The 22,294-nt window shown below is 64.2% G+C and carries 22 protein-coding genes, 1 tRNA gene and 1 pseudogene; 19 read left to right on the top strand and 5 right to left on the bottom strand.

Annotated elements, in window-relative coordinates; translation table 11 throughout:
• From PMW70_RS05060 to hisE, 11 genes and pseudogenes are all read left to right on the top strand, one after another.
• Positions 1–254: pseudogene (locus PMW70_RS05060) on the top strand (SIS domain-containing protein); the annotation flags it as partial.
• A 73-nt stretch (positions 255–327) separates the two neighbouring features.
• Positions 328–1,164, top strand: coding sequence for a sugar phosphate isomerase/epimerase family protein (locus PMW70_RS05055; RefSeq protein ID WP_117648470.1), 837 nt, complete (start codon positions 328–330; stop codon positions 1,162–1,164).
• A 170-nt stretch (positions 1,165–1,334) separates the two neighbouring features.
• Positions 1,335–3,050, top strand: coding sequence for an ATP phosphoribosyltransferase (gene hisG, locus PMW70_RS05050; RefSeq protein ID WP_271744058.1), 1,716 nt, complete (start codon positions 1,335–1,337; stop codon positions 3,048–3,050).
• Positions 3,051–3,155: 105 nt separating this feature from the next.
• Complete coding sequence (gene hisD, locus PMW70_RS05045) at positions 3,156–4,592, top strand: histidinol dehydrogenase (RefSeq protein WP_271744057.1); 1,437 nt, start codon at positions 3,156–3,158, stop codon at positions 4,590–4,592.
• A gap of 1 nt (position 4,593) precedes the next feature.
• Positions 4,594–5,709, top strand: coding sequence for a histidinol-phosphate transaminase (gene hisC / locus PMW70_RS05040; protein WP_271744056.1), 1,116 nt, complete (start codon positions 4,594–4,596; stop codon positions 5,707–5,709).
• Positions 5,710–6,297 carry an imidazoleglycerol-phosphate dehydratase HisB gene (hisB, locus tag PMW70_RS05035; RefSeq protein WP_271744055.1) on the top strand — a complete coding sequence of 196 codons (588 nt, stop codon included), beginning with the start codon at positions 5,710–5,712 and terminating at the stop codon, positions 6,295–6,297.
• Positions 6,298–6,377: 80 nt separating this feature from the next.
• Complete coding sequence (gene hisH, locus PMW70_RS05030; protein ID WP_271744054.1) at positions 6,378–7,079, top strand: imidazole glycerol phosphate synthase subunit HisH; 702 nt, start codon at positions 6,378–6,380, stop codon at positions 7,077–7,079.
• Positions 7,076–7,819: a 1-(5-phosphoribosyl)-5-[(5-phosphoribosylamino)methylideneamino]imidazole-4-carboxamide isomerase gene (locus PMW70_RS05025; RefSeq protein WP_117817579.1), complete on the top strand. Its 744-nt coding sequence runs from the start codon at positions 7,076–7,078 to the stop codon at positions 7,817–7,819. Before hisH ends, PMW70_RS05025 begins: the two co-directional genes overlap by 4 nt.
• Positions 7,820–7,822: 3 nt before the next feature.
• Positions 7,823–8,605, top strand: coding sequence for an imidazole glycerol phosphate synthase subunit HisF (gene hisF / locus PMW70_RS05020; RefSeq protein WP_117817577.1), 783 nt, complete (start codon positions 7,823–7,825; stop codon positions 8,603–8,605).
• Positions 8,606–8,935 (top strand): phosphoribosyl-AMP cyclohydrolase, encoded by a 330-nt coding sequence (gene hisI / locus PMW70_RS05015; protein WP_271744053.1) that lies wholly within the window; start codon positions 8,606–8,608, stop codon positions 8,933–8,935.
• A gap of 45 nt (positions 8,936–8,980) precedes the next feature.
• Positions 8,981–9,298 carry a phosphoribosyl-ATP diphosphatase gene (hisE, locus tag PMW70_RS05010; RefSeq protein ID WP_195536089.1) on the top strand — a complete coding sequence of 106 codons (318 nt, stop codon included), beginning with the start codon at positions 8,981–8,983 and terminating at the stop codon, positions 9,296–9,298.
• A 25-nt stretch (positions 9,299–9,323) separates the two neighbouring features.
• Here the strand turns inward: hisE and PMW70_RS05005 are convergent, their stop codons facing one another.
• From PMW70_RS05005 to PMW70_RS04995, 3 genes are all read right to left on the bottom strand, one after another.
• A complete protein-coding gene (locus tag PMW70_RS05005; RefSeq protein ID WP_271744052.1) occupies positions 9,324–10,235 on the bottom strand; it encodes a PHP domain-containing protein in 912 nt (303 codons plus the stop codon).
• A gap of 232 nt (positions 10,236–10,467) precedes the next feature.
• Entirely contained in the window at positions 10,468–10,887 is a 420-nt protein-coding gene (locus PMW70_RS05000) for a nitrous oxide-stimulated promoter family protein (protein WP_271744051.1), read from the bottom strand.
• Positions 10,887–14,453 carry a thiol reductant ABC exporter subunit CydD/CydC gene (locus PMW70_RS04995; RefSeq protein ID WP_271744050.1) on the bottom strand — a complete coding sequence of 1,189 codons (3,567 nt, stop codon included), beginning with the start codon at positions 14,451–14,453 and terminating at the stop codon, positions 10,887–10,889. Before PMW70_RS04995 ends, PMW70_RS05000 begins: the two co-directional genes overlap by 1 nt.
• A gap of 383 nt (positions 14,454–14,836) precedes the next feature.
• On the opposite strand from PMW70_RS04995, the gene larC2 reads away from it, so the two are divergent.
• The 6 genes from larC2 (at position 14,837) to PMW70_RS04965 (ending at position 20,237) form a co-directional block, all read left to right on the top strand.
• A complete protein-coding gene (gene larC2 / locus PMW70_RS04990; protein ID WP_271744049.1) occupies positions 14,837–15,322 on the top strand; it encodes a nickel pincer cofactor biosynthesis protein LarC2 in 486 nt (161 codons plus the stop codon).
• A 57-nt stretch (positions 15,323–15,379) separates the two neighbouring features.
• The gene (yfcE, locus tag PMW70_RS04985; protein WP_271744048.1) at positions 15,380–15,928 is read left to right on the top strand and encodes a phosphodiesterase; all 549 of its coding nucleotides are present in this window, start codon (positions 15,380–15,382) and stop codon (positions 15,926–15,928) included.
• Positions 15,929–15,930: 2 nt separating this feature from the next.
• The gene (gene mazG, locus PMW70_RS04980) at positions 15,931–16,791 is read left to right on the top strand and encodes a nucleoside triphosphate pyrophosphohydrolase (RefSeq protein WP_271744047.1); all 861 of its coding nucleotides are present in this window, start codon (positions 15,931–15,933) and stop codon (positions 16,789–16,791) included.
• A gap of 189 nt (positions 16,792–16,980) precedes the next feature.
• Positions 16,981–18,270: a phosphopyruvate hydratase gene (eno, locus tag PMW70_RS04975; protein ID WP_271744046.1), complete on the top strand. Its 1,290-nt coding sequence runs from the start codon at positions 16,981–16,983 to the stop codon at positions 18,268–18,270.
• Between the two features lie 196 nt (positions 18,271–18,466).
• The gene (locus tag PMW70_RS04970) at positions 18,467–19,216 is read left to right on the top strand and encodes a hypothetical protein (protein ID WP_271744045.1); all 750 of its coding nucleotides are present in this window, start codon (positions 18,467–18,469) and stop codon (positions 19,214–19,216) included.
• Positions 19,217–19,235: 19 nt separating this feature from the next.
• A complete protein-coding gene (locus PMW70_RS04965; RefSeq protein WP_271744044.1) occupies positions 19,236–20,237 on the top strand; it encodes a Ppx/GppA phosphatase family protein in 1,002 nt (333 codons plus the stop codon).
• A 300-nt stretch (positions 20,238–20,537) separates the two neighbouring features.
• Here the strand turns inward: PMW70_RS04965 and PMW70_RS04960 are convergent.
• Together PMW70_RS04960 and PMW70_RS04955 are read right to left on the bottom strand one after the other, a co-directional pair.
• Positions 20,538–20,622, bottom strand: a tRNA-Leu gene (locus PMW70_RS04960).
• 31 nt (positions 20,623–20,653) lie between these two features.
• Entirely contained in the window at positions 20,654–21,277 is a 624-nt protein-coding gene (locus tag PMW70_RS04955) for a hypothetical protein (RefSeq protein ID WP_271744043.1), read from the bottom strand.
• 163 nt (positions 21,278–21,440) lie between these two features.
• Between PMW70_RS04955 and PMW70_RS04950 the strand changes: the two genes are divergently transcribed.
• Together PMW70_RS04950 and PMW70_RS04945 are read left to right on the top strand one after the other, a co-directional pair.
• A complete protein-coding gene (locus PMW70_RS04950; RefSeq protein ID WP_117736040.1) occupies positions 21,441–21,728 on the top strand; it encodes a PTS sugar transporter subunit IIB in 288 nt (95 codons plus the stop codon).
• Between the two features lie 11 nt (positions 21,729–21,739).
• Positions 21,740–22,114: a VOC family protein gene (locus PMW70_RS04945; protein WP_118450408.1), complete on the top strand. Its 375-nt coding sequence runs from the start codon at positions 21,740–21,742 to the stop codon at positions 22,112–22,114.
• Positions 22,115–22,294 lie beyond the last annotated feature (180 nt).

Below are 22,294 nucleotides of genomic sequence, written 5' to 3'. Positions count from 1 at the left end.
TGGGCGAGGACGAGAACCGCAAGCTCGACGAGCGCGTCCGCGCGTTCCTGACCCGCGGCGTGACCGGCGACACCGACGTCAACGTCATCGACACTGCCGAGTTCGCGATCCCCGGCCTTGACGACGAGTTCCGCGTCATCGTCTCCCCGTGGATCCTCTCCTCGCTGATCACCGATCGCCTTGCCGCTTACTACGAGACGGTCACCAAGCACAACCTCAACTACCGTCGCTACTATCACCAGTTCGACTACTAAGAGCAAATAACGTTTGTGTAATCGGGCCTCGCTCCTATATGGAACGGGGCCTCGCTTGGGTTGGAGAGTAATTATGAGCTATCCCCAGCTTGCCGTCATGAATATCAGCCATCGTTATTTTGACCTTGAGGAGTTCTTTTCTTCGGCGTCGGCTTCGGGCTACACGTGTTGCGAGCTTTGGACCGGGGCGATGCATCTGTATGTCGATTGCCATGGATACGATTCGCTCGAACGGGTACGGGAGCTGTCGCAGCGGTATGGGGTTCGGATTGTGGGGCTTTGTCCCGAACAGAACAACCCCAAGCCGTGGAATATCGCGGCGCGCGGGAATGAGGCGCGTGCCCGCACGCTCGCGTACTTTAAGAACGTTGTAGATATCGCGGCGGAACTTGGAGCCGAGCAGGTCATGGTCTCGAGCGGCTGGGCATTTTTGAACGAGCCGATCGAGGACGCGTGGGGTCGCAGCGCCTCGATGCTGCGTGCGATTGCCGAGCATGCGGGAGAGCGCGGCGTGCGACTGGTGCTCGAGGCCCTACAGCCGGTTGAGTCGATGATCGTGAACTCGGCGGCCGACACGAAGCGCATGATCGAGGCAGTTGATCATCCGGCACTTAAGGCGTGTCTGGATTTGGGCGCTATGGCGGTGGCAGGGGATACCATCGACGATTATTTCGATCTGCTTGGCGATGATGTCGCCCACGTGCATTTTGTCGATGTTGCGGCAGATGGCACGACGCATCTTGCCTGGGGTGACGGCGACCGCGATATGCGCGCCGACCTGGATAGGCTGGTGGCGCGCGGCTATCGCGGAGTTGTTTCGGCCGAGACCTATGACTGGCGCTATTTTGCCGACCCCGCAGCTGCCGATGCGCAGGTAATGGCAGAGTATCGTCGTGCGATTGGCGTCTAGGTGGGGTTGGGTTGCGACAATCCGTTCCAATGTTTCCAAATGAATACGCTGTGAGCCGAGAGAGACGATTTTCCCCGCAAGCACTCTAGTATGCTAAAGTACCCAGAAGACCGGCGGAGCTATGCCGGTCTTCTGCTCTATATGAAACACAGCATGAGGAGGCTCACCAGATGACGGCCACACCGTGGGGATTCCGGGACATATTGCCCGAGGAGGCTCAGGCGCGCGAGGAGATTGCGCTGACGGTGAAGGGCTGCTTCAGGGAGCATCATTACCTTCCGGTCGAAACGCCGCTGCTCGAGGACAAGGGTTCACTCGAGGAAGGCGGCCGCATCGCGGACACGCCGTTTAAGCTTTTTGACGATGATGGCCGTCTGCTGGTGGTCCGTCCCGACAACACATTGCCGATCGTGCGTCTGGTCTCGACCCGCATGCGCGCGGCCGACCTGCCCCTGCGCCTGCGCTATGAGGCGCCGGTGGTTCGCGAGTGCCAGCGCAATGCCGGTGGCTCGCGTCAGTTTACGCAGCTGGGCTTTGAGCTTATCGGTGCGGGCGACACCGCGGGCGATGTCGAGATTGTCTCGCTCGTGGCCGAGGCGGTACGCAAGCTGGCGCTGCCCGATGCGCGCATTATCGCAGGTAGCGTGCGTCCGTTTAAGGAACTGCTCGCGGCGTGCAAGGACCGCGAGCTTGCTGCCGAGGCGCTGCGCTGCGTGCACGCCAACGACTTTGTGGGCCTCGATGCCCGCGTGGCTGCAAGCGCCGAGCCCGATGCCGTCAAGGCCGCCATTGGCGAGCTGCCGCGCTTGCACGGCGGTGCCGAGGTACTCGACCGCGTCGATGCGCTTCTGGCGGCGGCGGGCATTGTCGCGCCGCTCACGCGCGAGCTGCGTGCCCTGGTCGAGGGCCTGGCTCCCGAGGACGCCCAGGTGCTGTCGTTCGACTTCTCCATCATGAACTCTTTCGATTACTACACGGGCCTGGTCTTTAAGGCCTATGCCGGCGGCTTGCCCGATCCGGTCGGTTCGGGCGGACGCTACGACTCCATCTTTACCGGCGCATTCGGCGATGGTATCGAGGTGCCGGCGGCGGGCTTCGCCTTTTCGCTCGAGCGTCTGGAGGCCGCGCGCACCTCGGCCGAGGACGCCGCCTCCGACGGCGATCACGCTGTGGGCCGTGGCGCCGAGGGCCCGCTGCGCATCGCCGTGCCCAAGGGCTCGCTCAAGGCCGACACGCTCGACGTGCTCGAGGCCGCGGGCCTTGATGTCTCTGAGCTGCGTGACCCCGGTCGTCACCTGATCGTGCGCGGTCGCGACACGCGTGCCGGTGAGGGCGCGGTCGGCGATATCGAGTTTGTCATTGTGCGCCCCAGCGACGCGCCCGCCTTTGTGGGCTGCGGCGGCGCCGACTGCGGCATCTGCGGCTGGGACTCGCTTATCGAGGCCGACCTCAACCTGCTGCAGCTGGTCGATCTGGGCTACGGCCTGTGCACGTTTATCGAGGCGGAGCCCGCATGGCGCGCCGGCCAGGCCGAGCGCAACTATGCCCGCCGCGGGTCGCTTCGCGTGGCCACCAAGTACCCGCGCATCGCGAGCGCCTGGTATGCCGAGCGCGGCGTGAACGCCGATATCGTCTCCCTGCACGGTAACATCGAGCTGGGCCCCATCGTCGGCATGACCGATCGCATCGTGGATATTACCGCGACGGGCGCCACGCTGCGCGACAACGACTTGGTCATCACCGGCCGCATTATGGACTGCACGGCCCGCTTCTTCGTCAATCCGGGTGCCGCGCGCCTGGATCCGCGCGTGCGCAACTTGGCCGATCGTCTGGCTGCTGCCGTGAAGGACAAGCATTTTGAGCCCGTCGCGGGCTCGGCACAATAGCGCGAGCACGCACGGGCGCCCCCATATCCGGGCTGCGGACCGATTGGTGTCGCTGCCCGGCATCTCGTTTTTCAAATGCAACCTCAACCGATAGGGGATACCGATATGAAGACCATCAAGCTCGCTCCCGGTGAGCGCCTCGTTACCAACCAGCTCAACCGCAAGGGCGTGCTGCCGCAAAACATCGTCGATGCCGCCCGCGATATCGTGGCCAACGTGCGCGCTAACGGCGATGCCGCGGTGTGCGACTATTGCCGGCGCTTTGACGGCGTTGAGCTGCAGAGCTTCCGTCTGCCGCAAGAGCAGATCGATGCCGCGCTCGAAGGCCTCGACCCGACCTTTGTCGCCGCGCTCGAGAAGGCTGCACGCCAGATTCGCGAGTTCCACCAGCGCGAGGTCGAGCAGAGCTGGTTTACCACGCGCGCGGACGGCACGATGCTCGGCGTTAAGGTGACCCCGCTTGCTGCGGCTGGCATCTACGTGCCGGGCGGTCGTGCACAATACCCTTCCACCGTGCTCATGAACGCCATTCCCGCCAAGGTGGCCGGCGTCAAGCGCGTGGTCATGGTGACCCCGCCGCAAAAAGACGGCCTGATCAGCCCGTATACGCTTGCGGCGGCCAAGCTCGGCGGCGTGGACGAGATCTATATGGTGGGCGGCGCTCAGGCCGTGGCCGCGCTGGCGTACGGCACCGAGACCATTCCGCGTGTCGACAAAATCACCGGCCCGGGCAACGCCTTTGTTGCCGCCGCCAAGCAGATTGTCTCGGGTGATGTGGGTATCGATATGGTCGCCGGTCCCTCCGAGGTCTGCGTGCTGGCCGACGCCACGGCCAAGCCCATGGTGGTCGCGGCCGACCTGATGGCCCAGGCCGAGCATGATCCGCTGGCGGCCTGCTATCTGGTGACCTGCGACGAGCAGTTTGCGCGTGAGGTTGAGGCAGGTATCGACATCCTGGTGGCACAGTCCCCGCGTGCCGAGATCACGCGTGCCTCGCTCGACAACGAAGGCACCATCGTGGTGGCCGCCGACATGGCGGCTGCCGTCGAGGCAGTGAACACCGTGGCGCCCGAGCACCTTGAGCTGCATTGCAAGGATGCGATGGGCCTGCTCGGCGGCATTCGCAACGCCGGCGCCATCTTTGTGGGCGCTTGGAGCTCCGAGCCGCTCGGCGATTACGTTGCTGGCCCCAATCACACGCTGCCGACCGGCGGCACGGCCATGTTCTCCAACCCGCTTTCGGTCGAAGAGTTCGTCAAGCGCTCGAGTGTCATTTGCTATACACCCGAGGGCCTGCTCTCCGACGCTCCCGCTACGCAGCGTCTGGCCGAGGCCGAGGGCCTGTGGGCGCACGCGCTTTCGGCCGCACTGCGTCGCCGCGTGTTGGAGCAGGGCGAGGATGCCGTGAGCGCCGAGTCGCTCGCCGCGGCCGACCTGACCAAGGTTGCCTGGCCGGGCGACGCCGTGGCGACGGTTGCCGAGGGCGTGGACCTGGCGGCTGCAGGCGCAGATGGCGCTGGCGTAACCGGCGGGGAGGCCTAATATGGCCGAACTCACGCCTCGCATGAAGGAGCTCGTCCAGCCTTACCTGGCCGGTATTGAGCCCTACGATCCCAACTTTACGCCCACGCGCATCAACCTTTCGGCCAACGAGAACACCTATCCCGTGCCGGCTGGCGTGCGCGAGGCGGTCGACGCCGCCCTGGCTGCCACGCCGCTCAACCGCTATCCCGATCCCATGTCCAACGATCTGCGCGACGAGCTTGCCGCTTGGCATGGTGTGGCGCGCGAGAATGTCTGCGTGGGCAACGGCGGCGACGAGCTGCTCTATAACTACCTGTTGGCGTTTGGCGGCGCGGGACGGACCCTGCTCAACTGCCCGCCGTGCTTTAGCGAGTATGCGTTCTTTGCGTCGCTCTGTCAGACCGAGGTGCGCGACGTGTGGCGCGACCCCGCGACCTTTGAGCTCGACCAGGCAGCCGTGCTTGCGGCGGCGTCCGAGTGCAACCTGGCAATCGTGACCTCGCCCAACAACCCCACGGGTGACGTGGCACCGCTCGACTTTGTCGCGGCGCTGTGCGATGCGTGCCCCGGCATGGTAATGGTTGACGAGGCCTACGTGGAGTTTGCCGACGATTCGTTTGGCGCGGTCACCACGGCGCAGGGGCTTATCGCCGAGCATCCCAACCTGGTGATTCTGCATACGTTGTCCAAGGCGTTCGGCGCTGCCGGTACGCGTCTGGGTTACGTGATCGCGGCGCCGGAAGTCATCGACGTGTTCGCGGCGATTCGCCAGATCTATTCGGTCAACGTACTGAGCCAGGCGGCAGCACTTGCCTGCGTGCGTGCCCGTGATGCCTACACGCCCGTGGTGGCGCAGGTCGCATCCGAGCGCGAACGCGAACAGGCCGCTCTGCGCGCGATGGCTGCCGAGGGCATGCCCGTGGAGGCATGGCCGAGCGCGGCGAACTTTGTGCTCGTGCGTACGCCGCATGCCACGCGCGTGCGCGAGCGCCTGCGCGACGAGTATTCAATTTTGGTGCGCGACTTTAGCTATGCGCCGGGGCTCGCGGACTGCCTGCGCATTACCGTGGGCACCCCACAGGAAAACGACGAGGTACTGGCTGCGTTTGCCGCGCTGGTGAAGGAGGGGATGTAGATGGACCGCTATGCCGAGGCAACCCGCAAGACGGACGAGACCGACATTGTCGTAAAGCTCGACCTGGACGGATCCGGTGTGTGCGATATCTCGACCGGCGTGCCGTTTTTCGACCACATGCTCAACGCTTTTGGCCGCCATGGTCTGTTCGATCTGACGGTGCACGCGGTGGGCGACGTGGAGGTCGATGCGCACCACACCGTCGAGGACACGGGTATTGTGCTGGGCGAGGCGTTTTGCCGGGCGCTGGGCGACAAGGCGGGCATTACGCGCTTTGCCGACGCGGCGATCGCCATGGACGAGACGCTTGTGATGGCTGCTGTTGATATTTCGGGCCGCGGGCAGGCCTACTGCGAGCTGCCCGTGCCCACCGAGCGCGTGGGCAGCTTTGATACCGAGCTGGCCGTCGAGTTCTTCTACGCCTTCGCGCGCGACGCCAAGCTCACGCTGCATGTGCGCGAGTTGGCGGGCGGCAACTCGCATCACATTATCGAGGCCGCCTTTAAGGCCGTGGGCCGCACGATGCGCCACGCCTGCGAGCTCGATCCCCGCGTGCAGGGCATCCCCAGCACCAAGGGCTCGCTGTAACCGCTACAAAGGTAAAACCACTACGAAGGTGCCTGTCCCCTTTGTGGTGGTTTTTGGACAAGACGAGGAGGAGGGGTCGCGTGGGCGAACCGAAGATCGTGGTGGTCGACTACCACAAGGGCAACTTGTCGAGCGTCGTGCGCGGGCTTGCGCGCGCCGGTGCCGCCGCCTGTACATCGGATGATCCGGAGCAGATCCGCGACGCCGACGGCCTGGTCATCCCGGGCGTGGGCGCGTTCTATGACGCGATCGCCTTTATGCGCCAGAGCGGCGAGGCGGACGCGGTGCTCGGTGCCGTTGTCGCCGGAACTCCGCTGCTCGGCATCTGCCTGGGTCTTCAGCTCTTTTTTGAGCGCGGCAACGAGGGCGTGCCTGCGGACGAGGGCGTGGCCGCGGATGGCGGCACCCCCGAGCAGGCTGGCGGCCCCTGGGTCGATGGCCTGGGCATCATGCGCGGTTCGTGTACGCGCTTGGAATCGAGTCGTCTGAAGGTGCCGCACGTGGGCTGGGACCAGGTGCACATGACGCCCGCCGGTGCTGCCGACCCGCTGCTCGCCGGTTTTGCCGAGGGCGCCAACATGTACTTCACCCACAGCTACGCGGTGACCGACGACGCCGATGCCGCTGATGTTTTGGCGCGCACACACTACACGCGGAGTTTCCCGTGCATCGTGCGTCGCGGCAACGTGTGGGGCTGCCAGTTCCATCCCGAGAAATCCTCCGCGCTTGGTCAGCGCATCCTTAAGAACTTCGTCAACATCGTCGAGGAGGCCGGCCGATGATCCTGTTTCCTGCAATCGATTTGATCGGCGGCAAGGTCGTGCGCCTGGAGCGCGGCGACCGGAGCCGCTGCAAGGTATATTCCGACGACCCCGTGGCCGTTGCTCGCTCCTTTGCCGAGCAGGGTGCGAGCTGGGTGCACGTCGTCGACCTGTCCGCTGCCTTTGGCGAGGACGAGGACGCGTGCGCTGCCAACTCGGCGGCGATCGAGGCCATCTGCGGCGTCGACGGTCTGTCGGTGGACGTGGGCGGCGGCGTTCGCTCGCTCGCGCGCATCGACGAGCTGGCCGGCTACGGCGCGCGTCGCATCGCACTGGGCACCGTGCTGGTGACTGAGCCGGGTTTTGCCGAGGTGGCGGCCCAAGGCTTTGGCGAGCTGCTGGTGGCAGATATTGCCGCCCGTGACGGCCAGGTCAAGGTGAACGGTTGGCGCGACGGTGCGGGTGTGGCGCTCGACGATGCCGTGGCGCAGCTCACGGAGCTGGGCTTTAAACATCTGGTGTATACCGATATCGCGCGCGACGGTATGCAGACGGGCATCGACGTGGCAGCATATCGCCACGTGGCCGAGGTCGCGGGCTTTCCCGTTGTGGCGTCGGGCGGCATCTCGACGCTCGATGATATCCGTGCGCTCGCCGCGGTGGGCGAGGGCGCTATTGAGGGCGCCATCACCGGTCGTGCGCTCTACGAGGGCAACTTTACGCTGGTACAGGCGTTGGCCGCCGCGCGAGGGGAGGAGTAGCCCATGCTTACCAAACGCGTCATTCCCTGCCTGGACGTTAAGGACGGCCGCGTGGTCAAGGGCGTCAACTTTGTGAGCCTGCGCGATGCGGGCGATCCGGTGGAGCTTGCCCGTGCCTACGATCGCGAGGGTGCGGACGAGGTCGTGTTCCTGGACATCACTGCCACGAGCGACAACCGTGCGACGACCATCGAGATGGCGGCGCATGCGGCCGAGGAGCTCGCCATTCCCTACGCCGTGGGCGGTGGCTTTCGCGACCTTGCGGGCATGCGAACGATGGTGGCGGCCGGTGCCGACAAGGTATCGCTCAACTCTGCCGCTGTGCGCGACCCATCGCTGATCAGCCAAGCTGCCGCGGCGTTTGGCAGCCAGGCCGTGGTCGTGGCGATCGATGCCAAGCGCGTCGGCCTGCCTGGGCAGCCGGATGCCGACAAGTGGGAGGTCTTTACCGCGGGAGGCCGCAATGCCACGGGTATCGACGCGGTGGCGTGGGCCGAGGAGGCGGCTCGCCGCGGCGCCGGCGAGATCTTGCTGACCAGCATGGACCGCGACGGCACCAAGGCCGGCTTTGACCTGGCACTCACCCGCGCCGTGGCGCGTGCGGTGCCGATTCCCGTCATCGCGAGCGGTGGCGTGGGCACGCTCGAGCATTTTGCCGAGGGCGTGATCGAGGGCGAAGCCGACGCCGTGCTGGCGGCCAGCGTCTTTCACTTTGGAACCTTCAGCATTCGCGAAGTCAAAGAATATATGGCTAGCCAGGGAATCCCCGTGAGATTGGACTTCTAAATGGAGCAAGTGACAACCGCGGCAGAGCTTAAATATGACGACTGTGGGCTCATTCCCTGCGTGGTTCAGCAATATGACACCGGCGAGGTGCTTATGGTTGCTTGGATGAACGAGGAATCGGTGGGGCTGACGCTCAAGACCGGGACCACGTGGTTTTGGAGCCGCAGCCGCCAGGAGCTCTGGAACAAGGGCGCGACGAGCGGCAACATGCAGGAGGTCCGTGGGCTCTGGGCCGATTGCGATAGCGACACACTGCTGGTCAAGGTCGACTCGCCGGGTCCTGCCTGCCATACCGGCAACCGTACCTGCTTCTTTAAGAAACTCGCGTAGGGCGGGCGTTCGATTAGACGCTCGGCCACCAGAAAGGATTGAACTATGGGTGTGCGCACCGCAAATGTTCAGGATGGAAACATCGGCGAGACGCTGACGGGTCTGGCCGAGGTGATTCACGGTCGTCGCGATGCGTCGCCACAGGAGAGCTACACCGCCCGTCTGCTGACCGACGTCGAGGACGAGCTGCTCAAGAAGCTTGCCGAGGAGGCGAGCGAGGTGATCATGGCCTGCAAGGATAACGACCACGATCACATTCGCTACGAGGCCGGCGACCTGATCTACCACCTGCTCGTGACGCTCGAGCGCTACGGCATTACCCTCGACGAGCTGGCCGGCGAACTCAACGCCCGCCGCCACTAGTCAATGGACGTTCTTAAACGACTAGTTAGGCGAGGGGCGTGGACTCCCATTCGCTGGTGGCGTGGGGGATGTCGAAGGTTCGATAACCGCAGTCGTAGGCGTGGGCCTGAGCCTCGCGAATGTTCCAGCAGATGTCGCAGGCGCGGTGCGCGTCCGAGCCAAAAGTGATTGGCACCTCGGCGTGGGCGAAGCAGCGCAACAGCCCCGTCGAGGGGTAATAGTCGTCGAGGCCCTTACGCGGCGCGGCGGTCGAGACTTCGACACGGCGACCCGTATCGTGCGCGCACTCGGCCATCTGCCCCCAAAACGGCGCCGGGTCAAAATCGGGCGCAAAGCCCTCCTTCGAAAAACGCATGACCAGGTCGGGGTGGGCCATCACGTCAAAGTTAAGCGAGCTTTCGCAAGCACGGCACCAGTCGTCGACGTAGTGTTCCCATACGCCGCGCACGCCTAAGTTTTCCCAAACGTGCAGGTTGGTGTCGTCGTCGATCCAGCCGCAGCGTGAGTCGGGCGTATCGGGGCGCGCGACGTCCTCTGTCCCTGCCGTGCCCGCGGCACCTGCCGCAATATCTCCCGGGTTGCCAATCCAGTGCACACTGCCCAAGCGCACTATGGCACCCGCGGACCAGCCCTCAACCAAAGGCTCGCAACCTTCGTACCAGTCGCATTCAAAGCCATAGATAAGCTCGAGCTCCGGCGCGATTTGCGTGGCAAGCCTGCGGGCGTCCTCAAATGCCAGGCGATGCGCCGTCAGGTCGTCCTCGACAACCTGCACTTCGCAGTTGGCGTCCATGCTGGCGGGCAGGGTGAGGTGGTCAGTCGAGACCATGACGCGGCAGCCGGCTGCAGCAGCGGCGCGGACGTTGTCCTCAAACGAGGCATGGCCATCCGAAAACGAGGTGTGGGTATGGCAATCGACCAGCGGGCAGGCGGACATGGCGACTCCTTTGCATTTGGCGAATCCGCTCCATTGTAATGGCGCAGCCCTCAACACGCCGGGCACGCCGGGGGTCGAAATCGATTGGGAAGGCTGCGCGGCGCGCGGTGCGGCCTCGCTCCAAAATGTGTACGTCAGCCTCCAAAACCGACAAAAAATGACATGTCTGGAGGCTGACGTACACGTTTGAGACGAGGGCGAGGGGCGGGGCAGCGCGTGCCGGCGACGGCGACTACTTGCTTCGTGTCGCCGCGCGTTTGGCCTGCACCGTCACAATCGCGTGCCGGACGGCAGTGATGGGGCGATAGCAGATCATGCGCGGCCCTGACCAGCGCATGACCTCGCGAATCTTCTCGCGCATGGCAGACCGGTAACAATGCGAGGGGCAAGCCGAGCAAAATGTCTTGGTGCCCATGTGGGGGCAGCGCTCGATGCGCGCGACGGCGTATTTCTGCAGCTCGGCGCATTCGGGGCAGAGCGTAATGGTCCGAAGACCGAGCTTCACGCGCACGGGCTCATCGTCGCCAGCCTGCTCGACCGCATGCCCGCCGCCATGATGCCCACGACACCACAGCGCGATCATCTGCGACACCATTTGGGTCTCGCGCTCACGTTTGCGCGCCAGCTCCGGCGTGTCGACCGGGCGCGCCATTAGCTCAGCCTCCCGTGCTCGACCGAAAGCGAGCAATCGGCAAAGGCGCAGGTGCTGGCGCGATGGCTTACGAGCACGATGGTCTTGCCGCGGCGCTTGAGCTCGTCAACGGCCTGCATTACGGCTGCCTCGTTGAGAGCGTCGAGTGCGCTGGTGGGCTCGTCGAGCAAGATGAAAGGCGCGTCGTTGAGGAAGATGCGCGCAAGGCCGATGCGCTGGCGCTCGCCGCCCGAGAGCGAGTCGCCCAGCTCGGCAACCGGGGTGTCGAGACCCTGCGGCAGGCGGTCGATGAGCGTGGTGAGTGAGGCGGAGCGGCAAGCGTCGAGCAGCTCGGCATCGGTGGCATTGGCGTGCGCGACCAGCAGATTCTCGCGTACGGTGCCGCAGAACAGATGTGTGTCCTGGGTCATATAGGCCTCGTGGCTGCGCAGGCTCGCCGTGTTGATGTGGCGGGCATCGACGCCGCTCACCGTGATGGTGCCGGCTGCGGGGTCCCAAAAGCGCATGAGCAGCTTAAGCAGCGTCGACTTGCCCGAGCCCGAGCGCCCCATGATGCAGGTCATGGTGCCGGGCGCAAAGGTGCAGGTCACGTCGTCGAGGATGAGACTCGCAGCGGCGTTGTTCGCGATCTGCTCTGTGGCGCCCGCACCGCCCGCGTCCACGCCGCCCGCATAGCTAAAGCTGACATGCTCGGCTGCGGCGCCGGCAAACTCAACGTCCTGTCCATCGGCGACCTCGGCGCACTGGGGCTGCTCGTCGAGCAAATCGAGCACGCGTGCGCCCGAGGCGAGCGTCTCCTGCAGTGAGGCGCCCAGGCGGCTCACGGCCATCACCGAGCCAAACGACGACACAAAGGTAAAGACGGCGACAAACGCTGCGGCAAAGTCAATCGTTCCCGCAGCTACCAGCTGCAGCGCGCGCCCGAGCATCACCAGATTGGCCGCAAGAATAAGCGCATCGGCTACGGCCTCACTGGCCGCTTGGCGGCGCTTGAGGCGCGCGTCCACGGCGCCGACTTGCTCGGTCAGCTTGCCCAGGGCACGGCTGCGATCGGCGCCACCGGCAAACTGGATAGTCTCGGATGCGCCGCGCAGACTGTCGAGCACAAAGGCGCCCAGCTTACCGGCGCCCTCGCGGCTCTGGCGGCCGGTGGTGCCGCATGCCTTGGCCGAGGTCAGGGGCAGCAGCACGCCCAAGACCGCGTAGGCCACGAGCGCGATGCCCGCGAGCTCGGGGCTCACAGCCAGCAAAAAACCCTCAAACACAACGGTGCAGACCAGAGCTATGGCAATGGGCGAGATGGTGTGCGCGTAGAAGACCTCGAGCAGCTCGATATCCGAGGTGACCAGGCTCACGAGCTCGCCCTTGCCGCGGCCCTCGAGCTTGGCGGGGGCGAGCTGGCGCAGGGCGCCAAACACCAGGTCGCGAATGTGTGCGAGCAGACGGAATGCGATGTAATGGTTGCAGAGCTGCTCGCCGTAGTGGAGCGGCCCGCGCGCGATGCCGCAGGCGGCGCAGGCCGCGCATGCTGCGATAAGACCAAGCCCCAAGGCGTTGCGGCCCAGCGCGGCCATAAGGCCAAGGGCGCCAAAGGCCGGCACGAACGCGGCGGTGAGCATGCCGATGCTGCCCAGCGCGACGGCTAGCACAAGCCAGCCGGCAAGCGGTCGGACGAGCCCCATCATGCGCCACATGATGGACGGCGCCGAGCGACGGGCGCGGCCGGAGTCAGGCGCCGCGGCAGCGGAAGACGAACTAGTACCGTTGAGGCCATCGGCACAGGCGGCGCTGCCGTCAACAGCCTCAACCGCGCCGGCATCCTCAGCATCACCCTCTGCATACGCATATGCCGAGAGCTGCTTCTGGCTGTTCCACATGCGCGCATAGGCGCCCGCGGCGGCCAAGAGCTCGCTGTGAGTCCCGTGCTCGGCAATGCGGCCGCGTTCCAGCACCAGGATCTGGTCGGCGTCCACGATCGTCGACAGGCGATGCGCCACCACAATTACGGTGTGCTCGCCGGCAAGCGACGCGATGACCTCGCCGATCGCGGCCTCGCTTGCGGCATCGACGTTGCTCGTCGCCTCGTCAAACACATAGATGGGCGAGTCGTGCAGCAGGGCGCGGGCCATGCACACGCGCTGGCGCTGGCCGCCCGAAAGGTTGGTGCCGCCCTCGTTAATCACCATGTCGAGCCCGCCGTTGGCCTGCACAAAGGCCGCCACGCGCGTGCGGCCGAGCGCGCGCAAAAGCTCGGCGTCGGTGGCGTTGGGCTGGGCGAGCAGCAGGTTGTCGCGCAGGGTGCCGGCAAACAGGTAGCCGTTGGTGGGCACCAGCGTGACGGCGCGCATGAGTGAGGTGGCCGTGGCATCGCGCAGTTCAACGCCGCCGATGCGAACGCTGCCACGGTAGGCACCCTTGCGGCCCGCGATAATCCCCGCGAGCGTGGACTTGCCGCCGCCGCTTTCGCCCACGAGTGCCACGAGCGAGCCGTGCGCAATGGTCGCGCTGGCGCTGTCCAGCACGGTGCGGTCGCCGTAGGCATAGCTCACGCCTGCGAGCTCGATATCGCCGCGACCATCAAGCTCAACATCGCCGCGCTCGGGCTCGGGCGTATCCAAAATGCCAAACATGCGGCGCGAGGCGGCCATGCCGTTCATGGCCGTGTGGAACAGCGATCCCAGGCGGCGCATAGGCAAAAAGAACTCCTGTGACAGAAAGACGATGAGGAAGGCAGCCTCAAAGCCGATCTTGCCCGTGGCGAGCTGCAGTGCGGCCACGATAATGCCGAGCGCGGCGCCCATATAGACGACCAGGTCCATAACGCAAATGGAGCGCAGCTGCATCACCAGCAGGTGCATGGTCGCTGTGCGGAAACGCTCGGACTCGGCGTTGATGCGCTCGTGCCAGCTTCGATCGGCCTGGTAGACCTTAAGGGTGGTGAGACCCTGCACGGCCTCTAGGAACATGCCGCCAAGATCGACATAGCTGCCCCAGTACTCGGCACCGATCTTTTTGGCGTTGCGCATGACCATCATAATGGAGACGGGGATGATCGGAACGCAGGCGAGCAGCAGCGCGGCGGGAAGACCCGCCTGGCCCACGAGCAGTACAAACAGCGTGATGGGTGCCAAGCCGGCAAAGAAGGGCTGCGGCAGGTAGCCGCCAAAGTACACCTGGAGTTGCGTGGCGCCCTCGACGCTGGTCTGGACGGCCTCGGCGGTAGGGACGGTCTCGGTGTAGGAGGGGCCGAGTGCGGTGAGCTTGTCGTAGACGAACGAGCGCACGCGGCGGACGGCCTCGAACGCGGCTTTGTCGCCGGCGCGTTGGGCCAGGTAGATGGAGGCGGCGCGCACGATGATGGCGGCGGCGAGCGGCAGGGCCGCCTGTGCGAGGGCATCGACGGCGAGCGCGGCGGAAAGGCCGTCCGTGACGATGCCGCCCAAGATGCGCGCAAGCACCCACATCACCGTGATGTTTGCCATGAGCGCGATCCACTTAAACAGGACGCTTGCCATAATGTAGGGCGTTGCCTGCGGAACCAGGGAGAAGAGCCGCTTCTCGAACATGAAACCTCCTATGCCGTAACGGTGCCGGGCGGGGTCCTCGGCAGCCGCTTAGTTAGCCAAATGCAACTAGAGTAACATCGTGCAGCGGGTAAGTATGCCGAGGGTAATTTTTGGTCGATGAACTGCGTAGAAAGTCCAAAATTGTTGAGTGCGGCGAACTTTGTGGTGGACGGAGTGCGGGCGCAATTCTGATCGTGTGCGGCCTCGCTCCAAAACGTGTACGTCAGCCTCCAAAACCGACAAAAAATGACATGTTTGGAGGCTGACGTACACGTTTGGATAGGGGTGAGGGCGGCGACGGGCGAAAGTCACGCCTGTGCCACGTCCGATGTGCTAGCGTTTGGGTGAATAAAACGAGCCCGTGCGGAAAGGATTCGGACCGTATGCAACGTGGAAGTACATCTCCGCTGTCCCGCGAGACCGATGCGCCCGAAACTATCGTCAAGCTGGAGTGCGACATCGATGACGCGTCGCCCGAGGTGCTCGCCTACGCCGCCGACCGCCTGCGCGAGGCCGGCGCCCGCGAGGTGCACTGGCTGCCCCTCTACTGCAAAAAAGGCCGCCCCGGCTGGCAGCTGCAGGTGATTTGCTCGCACGAGGATATCGAGCGCCTACAGACGATTATCTTTTTGGAGACTACGACCAACGGTATCCGGCGCCAGATTATGGAGCGCGTCTGCCTGCCGCGCCGCTTTGAGCAGGTGGCGACGCCTTGGGGCGAGGTAGCCGTCAAGGTGGCCACCCTGCCCGACGGCAGTGAGCGTGCGGCGCCCGAGTACGAGGACTGCGCCCGTCTCGCCCGCGTGCACAACGTGCCGCTCCAGCGCGTGATGCAGGCGGCACAAGCCGCGGCGCTGCGATTTGAATAGCGCGGCCAGTGGCACGCCACGCCCAGCCCCATCAACCCCACCCGAAAGGACCCCCCCATGAAATACCTCATCGCCTCCGACATCCACGGCTCGGCATACTGGACCGAGCACCTGTGTGCCGCCATCGAGTCCGAGCAGCCCGACCGCATCGTGCTGCTGGGTGACCTGCTCTACCACGGCCCGCGCAACGACCTGCCGCGCGACTACGCCCCCAAGCGCGTGATTCCGCTGCTCAACGCCCTGGCCGACCGCATCATTGCCGTCCGCGGCAACTGCGACGCCGAGGTCGACCAGATGGTCCTCGACTTTCCTGTCATGGCCGACTACGCCACGCTGTTCGATGAGGCCGGCCGTGAGCTGTTCCTGACGCACGGCCACGTCTTTGGCGCCGGCATGCACAACAGCGTCGACCACGCGCCCGCGCTGCCCGAGGGCTCCGCGCTCGTCTACGGCCACACGCACATCAAAGTTAACGAGGCAAGCGAGACTCACCCGGGTCTGTGGCTCTTCAATCCCGGCAGCGTGAGTATTCCCAAGGACGGTACGCACAGCTACGGTATCTACGAGGGCGGCGCGTTCCGTCACGTGATCCTGGAGGAGGAGTAACCATGGCGCAGCACATGGCTCAGCAAAATGCCGAGGGCTCGCGCGACCTGTCCACGCTGGTCGACGCGTCGGCCGAGCTGCAGCATCTGGTGCAGACCATCTGGCGCCTGCGTCAGCCCGACGGCTGTCCGTGGGACCGTGAGCAGACGCACCGCAGCATTGGCAAGAACATGATCGAGGAGGCCTATGAGGCGCTCGACTGCATCGAGGCCGACGATGCCACGCATCTGCGCGAGGAGCTGGGCGACGTGCTCATGCAGGTGGTGCTGCATGCGCAGATTGCGGCGGACGCCGGCGAGTTTACGCTGGCCGACGTGGCGCGCGATATTGACGCCAAGCTCATTCGCCGCCACCCGCACGTGTTTGGCGATGCGGATGCCGACAGCCCCGACGAGGTGCTCAAGATTTGGGACGAGGTCAAGCTTGCCGAGAAGGCTGCCAAGGACAAGGCTGTGGCGGCGGACGAGGCTGCGCCCGAAGGCCTGCTCGACGGCGTGCCCACGCACCTGCCGGCGCTGATGCAAGCTCAGAAGGTGTCGCGCAAGGCGGCGGCCGTGGGCTTTGAGTGGGAGACGGTCCAGGATGTGTGGGACGAGGTCGCCGAGGAGCGTGCCGAGTTTGAGGCCGAGGAGCCCGGCTCGCCCGAGCGCGAGATGGAGTTTGGCGACCTGCTCTTTGCCCTAGTCAACGTTGCGCGCAAAGAGGGGATTGACGCCGAGAGTGCCCTGCGCGCGAGCACGGCCAAGTTCCGCCGCCGCTGGGCTGCGATGGAGCAGATGGCGGCTGACGCCCACGTGGATCTTGCCGAGCTTTCGACCCACGGCCTTAACGACCTGTGGGATGCCGCAAAGGCGGAGGAGTAAGACTGCGGGAACGACGGGCTGACACGCCTCATCGTTCCCGCTAAATTTTTCGAAAATCAAGTGTATCCCTCGGCTAACTTAGGGCATAATGCAAAAAGTGCGACATGGCTAACTTACGGAGGCGCACCGACGGTGCACGGTCAGCCGGTCGCTTGCATCCACTATGTTTCCAAGTGAGAGGGAGACAACATGAGCGATATTTTGGACGTCTACGGTCGCGAGGTGCTCGACAGCCGCGGCAATCCCACTGTCGAGGTCGAGGTCGTGCTCGAGGACGGTAGCTTTGGCCGCGCAATGGTGCCTTCGGGCGCTTCGACCGGTGCCTTTGAGGCCTGCGAGCTGCGCGATGGCGACAAGGGTCGCTACCTGGGCAAGGGCGTTTCGCAGGCCGTCGAGCATGTCAACAAGGAGTGCGCCGACGCCGTCGTGGGCCTCGACGCCTTTGACCAGCGCGCCGTCGATGCCGCGCTGATTGCCGCGGACGGTACCCCCAACAAGACCAAACTCGGTGCCAACGCCATCCTGGGCGTGTCGCTGGCCGTTGCCCGCGCCGCTGCCGAGTCGGCGGGTCTTTCGTTGTACCAGTACCTGGGCGGCGTCAACGCCCATCTGCTGCCCACGCCCATGATGAACATCCTCAACGGCGGCGTGCATGCCGACAATAACGTCGACTTCCAAGAGTTCATGATCATGCCGGTGGGCGCCCCGAGCTTTGCCGAGGGTCTGCGCTGGTGCGCCGAGGTCTACCACACCCTCAAGGGCGTGCTGCACGAGGCCGGCTTGGGCGGCGGCGTGGGCGACGAGGGCGGCTTTGCGCCCAACCTTAAGACCAACGCCGAGCCGTTCGAGTACATCACCAAGGCCGTTGAGAAGGCTGGCTTTAAGCCCGGCGTCGACTTCATGTACGCCATGGACCCGGCCTCGACCGAGTTCTACAACGCCGAGACCGGCATGTACGAGCTCAAGGGCGAGGGCGTGGAGTACACGAGTGCCCAGATGGTTGATTACTGGGAGAAGCTCGTCGACACCTATCCCATCATCTCCATCGAGGACGGCATGGCCGAGGAGGACTGGGACGGTTGGGTTGAGCTTACCCGCCGCATTGGCAACAAGGTGCAGCTGGTGGGCGACGACCTGTTCGTCACCAACACCGAGCGCCTCAAGAAGGGCATCGAGCTGGGTGCCGCCAACGCGATCCTGGTCAAGGTCAATCAGATCGGCACGCTCACCGAGTCGCTCGAGGCCATCGAGACCGCCAAGGAGGCCGGTTACGCTTGCATCGTGAGCCACCGCTCCGGCGAGACCGAGGATTCCACGATCGCCGACTTGGTCGTGGGCGTCAATGCCGGCCAGATCAAGTCGGGCGCCCCGTGCCGCAGCGACCGTATCGCCAAGTACAACCAGCTCATTCGCATCGAGGACGAGCTCGAGGGCAGCGCGCGCTACGCCGGCAAGGCCGCGTTCTACAACATTCGCTAGGCAAGTGGCGTGTGCGGGGGCGGGGCTGACTCGGATTCACCTCGCTCCCGCCGGGCACTGTTGAGCACCATGGGGCGCTGGGCCATATGGCTCAGCGCCTTTTTTATGTCGAGCAAGGGCCGCCGAAGGCGGTGCGCGCACTCGTGCTATAACTAAAAGACTTAGCGCAAACAAACCTCAACCGCACAAGGCGCACATGGATCAGATTTACGACAACAGGTACTATTCCGCCGGTTCGCGTGAGCCGTCACCTCGCCGTGCGCGCACGGTGCAGCTCGGCGGGTCCGATTACGCCGGTGCCGACCGCTCCATGCAGCGACCGACAAGTGCCTCACACTCCCGTGCTCAAATGAATACGTCGACGGGCCGCCCGCCACACTCGACGCATGCCCAACGTCCCTCGGCTCAAACGCATGAAAAGCCGAGTAGGCCCTCGAACCGTCTTTCGGGCTCGGACTTCATGCATTACGCCAACGATAACGCGGTGGTCAAGGCAATCTACGACTTTACCCACGGTCCCCAGCGAGGGCTGTTTGTTGGCATTGTCGTCGCCCTGGCGCTCGTGAGCCTGTACTTTCCCGTGCGCGACCTCTACGTTGCCAAACGCTCGAGCGACATCTTGGCCAAGCAGGTCGAGATTCGCGAGCAATATAACGACGAGATGAAAAAAGACACTGACAAGTGGTTCTCGGAAGAGGGCATTAAGGATTCGGCACGAGACCTGGGCATGGTGATGCCCGGCGAGAAGAGGATTGAAGTGCAGGGCCTGGACGACGATTCGGACTCGTCGTCGAGCAAAAAGTCCTCAAACGCCAAGAAGGCCAGCGAAGTGGCCAAGGAAATCGAAGAAGTCGGCAAGGACGCGCCGTGGTACATCCAAGCGCTCGACATGCTGTTTGGGTTTAACGGCGTCGAGGGCCAGACGGTCGTGTCCAACGGCAAATAGCGCCCGGGGGGAGCCCGCAATGACAAATTGCAAACGCTATAAGGTGGCCGCGATCGACCTGGGAACGGTGTCGTCGCGACTGGTGTTGGCCCAGGTCGAAGGCGGGGCGATCGTGGAATCGTCCAAGCATACCGAGATTACCGACTTGGGCGAGGGCGTGGATGCGACGGGCCGCTTTCGCGAGGCGGCGGTCGAGCGCGTGCTCGCCGCATGCCGAATGTTTGTGGACGAGGCCCGTGCCTTTGGGGCTGCGTGCGTCTGCACCACCTGCACGAGTGCCGCGCGCGATGCGTCCAACGCCGCGCTGCTGCTGGACGGCCTGCGCGAGCTGGGGCTCGAACCGCAGGTGATTCCGGGCGAGGTCGAGGCGCGCCTGACGTTTTTTGGCGTGGCGCACGACTTTGCTGGCGAGCGCATCATCGTTGCCGATTCGGGCGGCGGATCCACGGAGCTCGCGACGGGCGTCTATGCACCGGAGCGCGGCGTCTTTGCGCTGGAGGGAACGCGCTCGCTGGACATCGGTTGTCGCCGCGTGACGGAGCGCTTTTTCTCCGCGTTGCCGCCCGCGGATGGCGAGCTTGCTGCCGCTGCCGCGTGGGCAGGCGAGCAGTTTGCCGCCTATTTTGAAGGCCTGCCCAGCGACTTTGAGCGCGCCGAACGCCTCGTTGCGGTGGGCGGCACCGTCACCACGCTCGTGGCACTCGTTCACGAGCTGGAGCCGTATGATTCGAGCTTTGTGCACCTGCGCGAGCTTTCGATGGAGCAGGTTTCGGCTGCCATCGAGCGTATGTCCGCGCTGGATGTGGAGGGTATCGCCGCGCTACCGGGTGTACAGCCCAAACGCGCGGGCGTGATTCTGGCCGGCGCCGTGGTGATTCGCGAGCTCATGCGAGCCGGCGGCTACAAGACGCTCACCGTAAGTGAGAACAGCCTCCTCGCCGGCATGGCCGCCACCATCAACGAGGTTCTCGACGGCGCGACCCCCACCATCGCCTGGACCCCGAGCCTGAGCACCCTTTAAAAGTAGTCAAAAAGGCTCTGTCCCAAATGAGCTGCTCTGCAGTTGACGGCACCTAAAAGAAACGAGCCCGCATCCCTGGGGGACACGGGCTCGTAAGCACTACATGGTAGGGGCGGTGGGACTTCCGCGTATTTGCTGCGCAAATCCGCACCGGCTTCGGCCGCCTGCCGGCGCCCTTGCCGGCTCGCTGCGGACGCTGCGCGTCCGCTTGACGCTCGCCCCCTCGCGGGTTCGAGCCCCACCGGCGTCCGAAAAAAACGGGCCCGCATCCCAACGGGACACGGGCTCGAACGCTTCATATGGTAGGGGCGGTGGGACTCGAACCCACAATCCTTGCGGCGAGAGATTTTAAGTCTCCTGCGTATGCCAATTCCGCCACGCCCCCGTGAGACTAGAAGTCTAGCACAAGCCGTCCGTTACGCGTTGACGGCCATCGAGTGCTGGCCTGACTTTTCCAAGTACTCGGCAAACTTGGCTTCGTCGCCCTTGTTCTGGTACTGCAGGGCCAGCAGGTACTCCAAGCGGCAGCGCTTGACCGGGTCGTCGCCGACATCCTCGAGCATGCGCTCCAGCTCGGGAATGTCGTTGTGGCGCTTGAGGATCATCGTGTCGTACATCAGCTGGCATTCGTGTGCGACCGCCTCGGCCTGACCGCCCTCAAAGCCCTTGATCTCGTGCAGGAGCTCCTTGGACTTTTTGCGGTCCTCCTGGCCAACGTAGTAGTTAAAGGCCTTGATTACCAGGTCGACGCGCTGCATCTTGGGCAGATTGAGCCCCAGCAGCAAATCGAACATCTCATCGGCGCGCTTGTGGTCCTCGCGCAGCAGATAGGAGTTCAGGCGCAGGTAGTCGCGGTTGTAGCGCGGGTACAGCATGCTGGTGAGTTTGCCGTCGAGCAAACGATCGAACTCGTCCCACTGCTTAGCGGCCATAAGCTGCTGCAGGCGTTTAAACGTGGTGCGTTTTTTGACGCTAAAGAACACCGACACGGCGATGCAGATGATAACGACGGCGGTCCAGAGTGTGCGGGAATCGGGCATATTAGGGTCCTTAGTCACTCATAAAGCGAGCGGTATGACAACACGTACTGGATGTATTATACGCAGCGCGTAAGCAAACTGGCATAAAAGCGCATCGAGGCTGAGCGCCATCGCTCGCTGCGGTACACTTACCTAAAGTAAACCATGAAGGGAGACATTACCTATGAAAAAGATCGTTTTGGCTTGCGGTGCTGGCGCTGCCACTTCCACGCTCGTTGCCCAGAAGGTCGCCACCATGCTCGACGCCAACGGTTATGCCGACAAGTACGAGATCGTGCAGTGCGCCATCTCCGAGGCCAAGGACGCTTGCGACGAGGGCGCCGACCTGCTGATCGCCACCACCGTTGCCCCCGAGGGCCTCACCTGCCCGTACGTGAGCGGCGTGCCCTTCATGACCGGCATGAACCGCGTCGCTGCCGAGAAGGCCGTTCTTGACGTCATGGCTCAGTAGGCGCTGACTGCATGAGTGAGCAGAACGCCAATCCGGTAGAGCTCTTTGGTATGCGCGTCGCCCATGTGGGCATTAACGCCGCCGACCCGGCAGACGCCTTGGAGATTGCGGAGCTGTTCTCGACGATGATGGGCCTGCCCGTCATCGAGACCCCCGTTTCGTACTTTAACGATTCGCTGGTCGAGATCATGAAGCAGAACGGTCGTGGCACCAAGGGCCACATCGGCTTTGCCGTCAACGACATCGATGCGGCCGAGAAGTGGTTTGCCGAGCGCGGGCTCGAGGTCAACGAGGAGTCGCGCGCGCTGCTGCCCGACGGTTCTACCAAGCTCGTGTACTTTAAGCGCGAGTTCGCCGGCTTCGCCGTGCATCTGTGCCGCGAGTAGCGTACAAGCTGCCATAGCTAGCAAAAAGGGATAGGGCCGCATGGCCTTATCCCTTTATTTATGCCGAGGGATCGACTTTTGCAACGGTCAAAAAACCGAAGTCTAATACTTTTCCGAGAAGTGAACGAGACAAATCAGCCCCCCGAAGCATCGACACTTTAAGGGCATCGTTTCCTGCAG

The sequence above is a fragment of the Collinsella aerofaciens genome (genome assembly GCF_028209625.1).
Taxonomy (GTDB): Bacteria; Actinomycetota; Coriobacteriia; order Coriobacteriales; family Coriobacteriaceae; genus Collinsella; species Collinsella aerofaciens_AM.
Note: the sequence above shows the minus strand (reverse complement) of the source record. Positions and strands in the feature narration are given on the sequence as shown.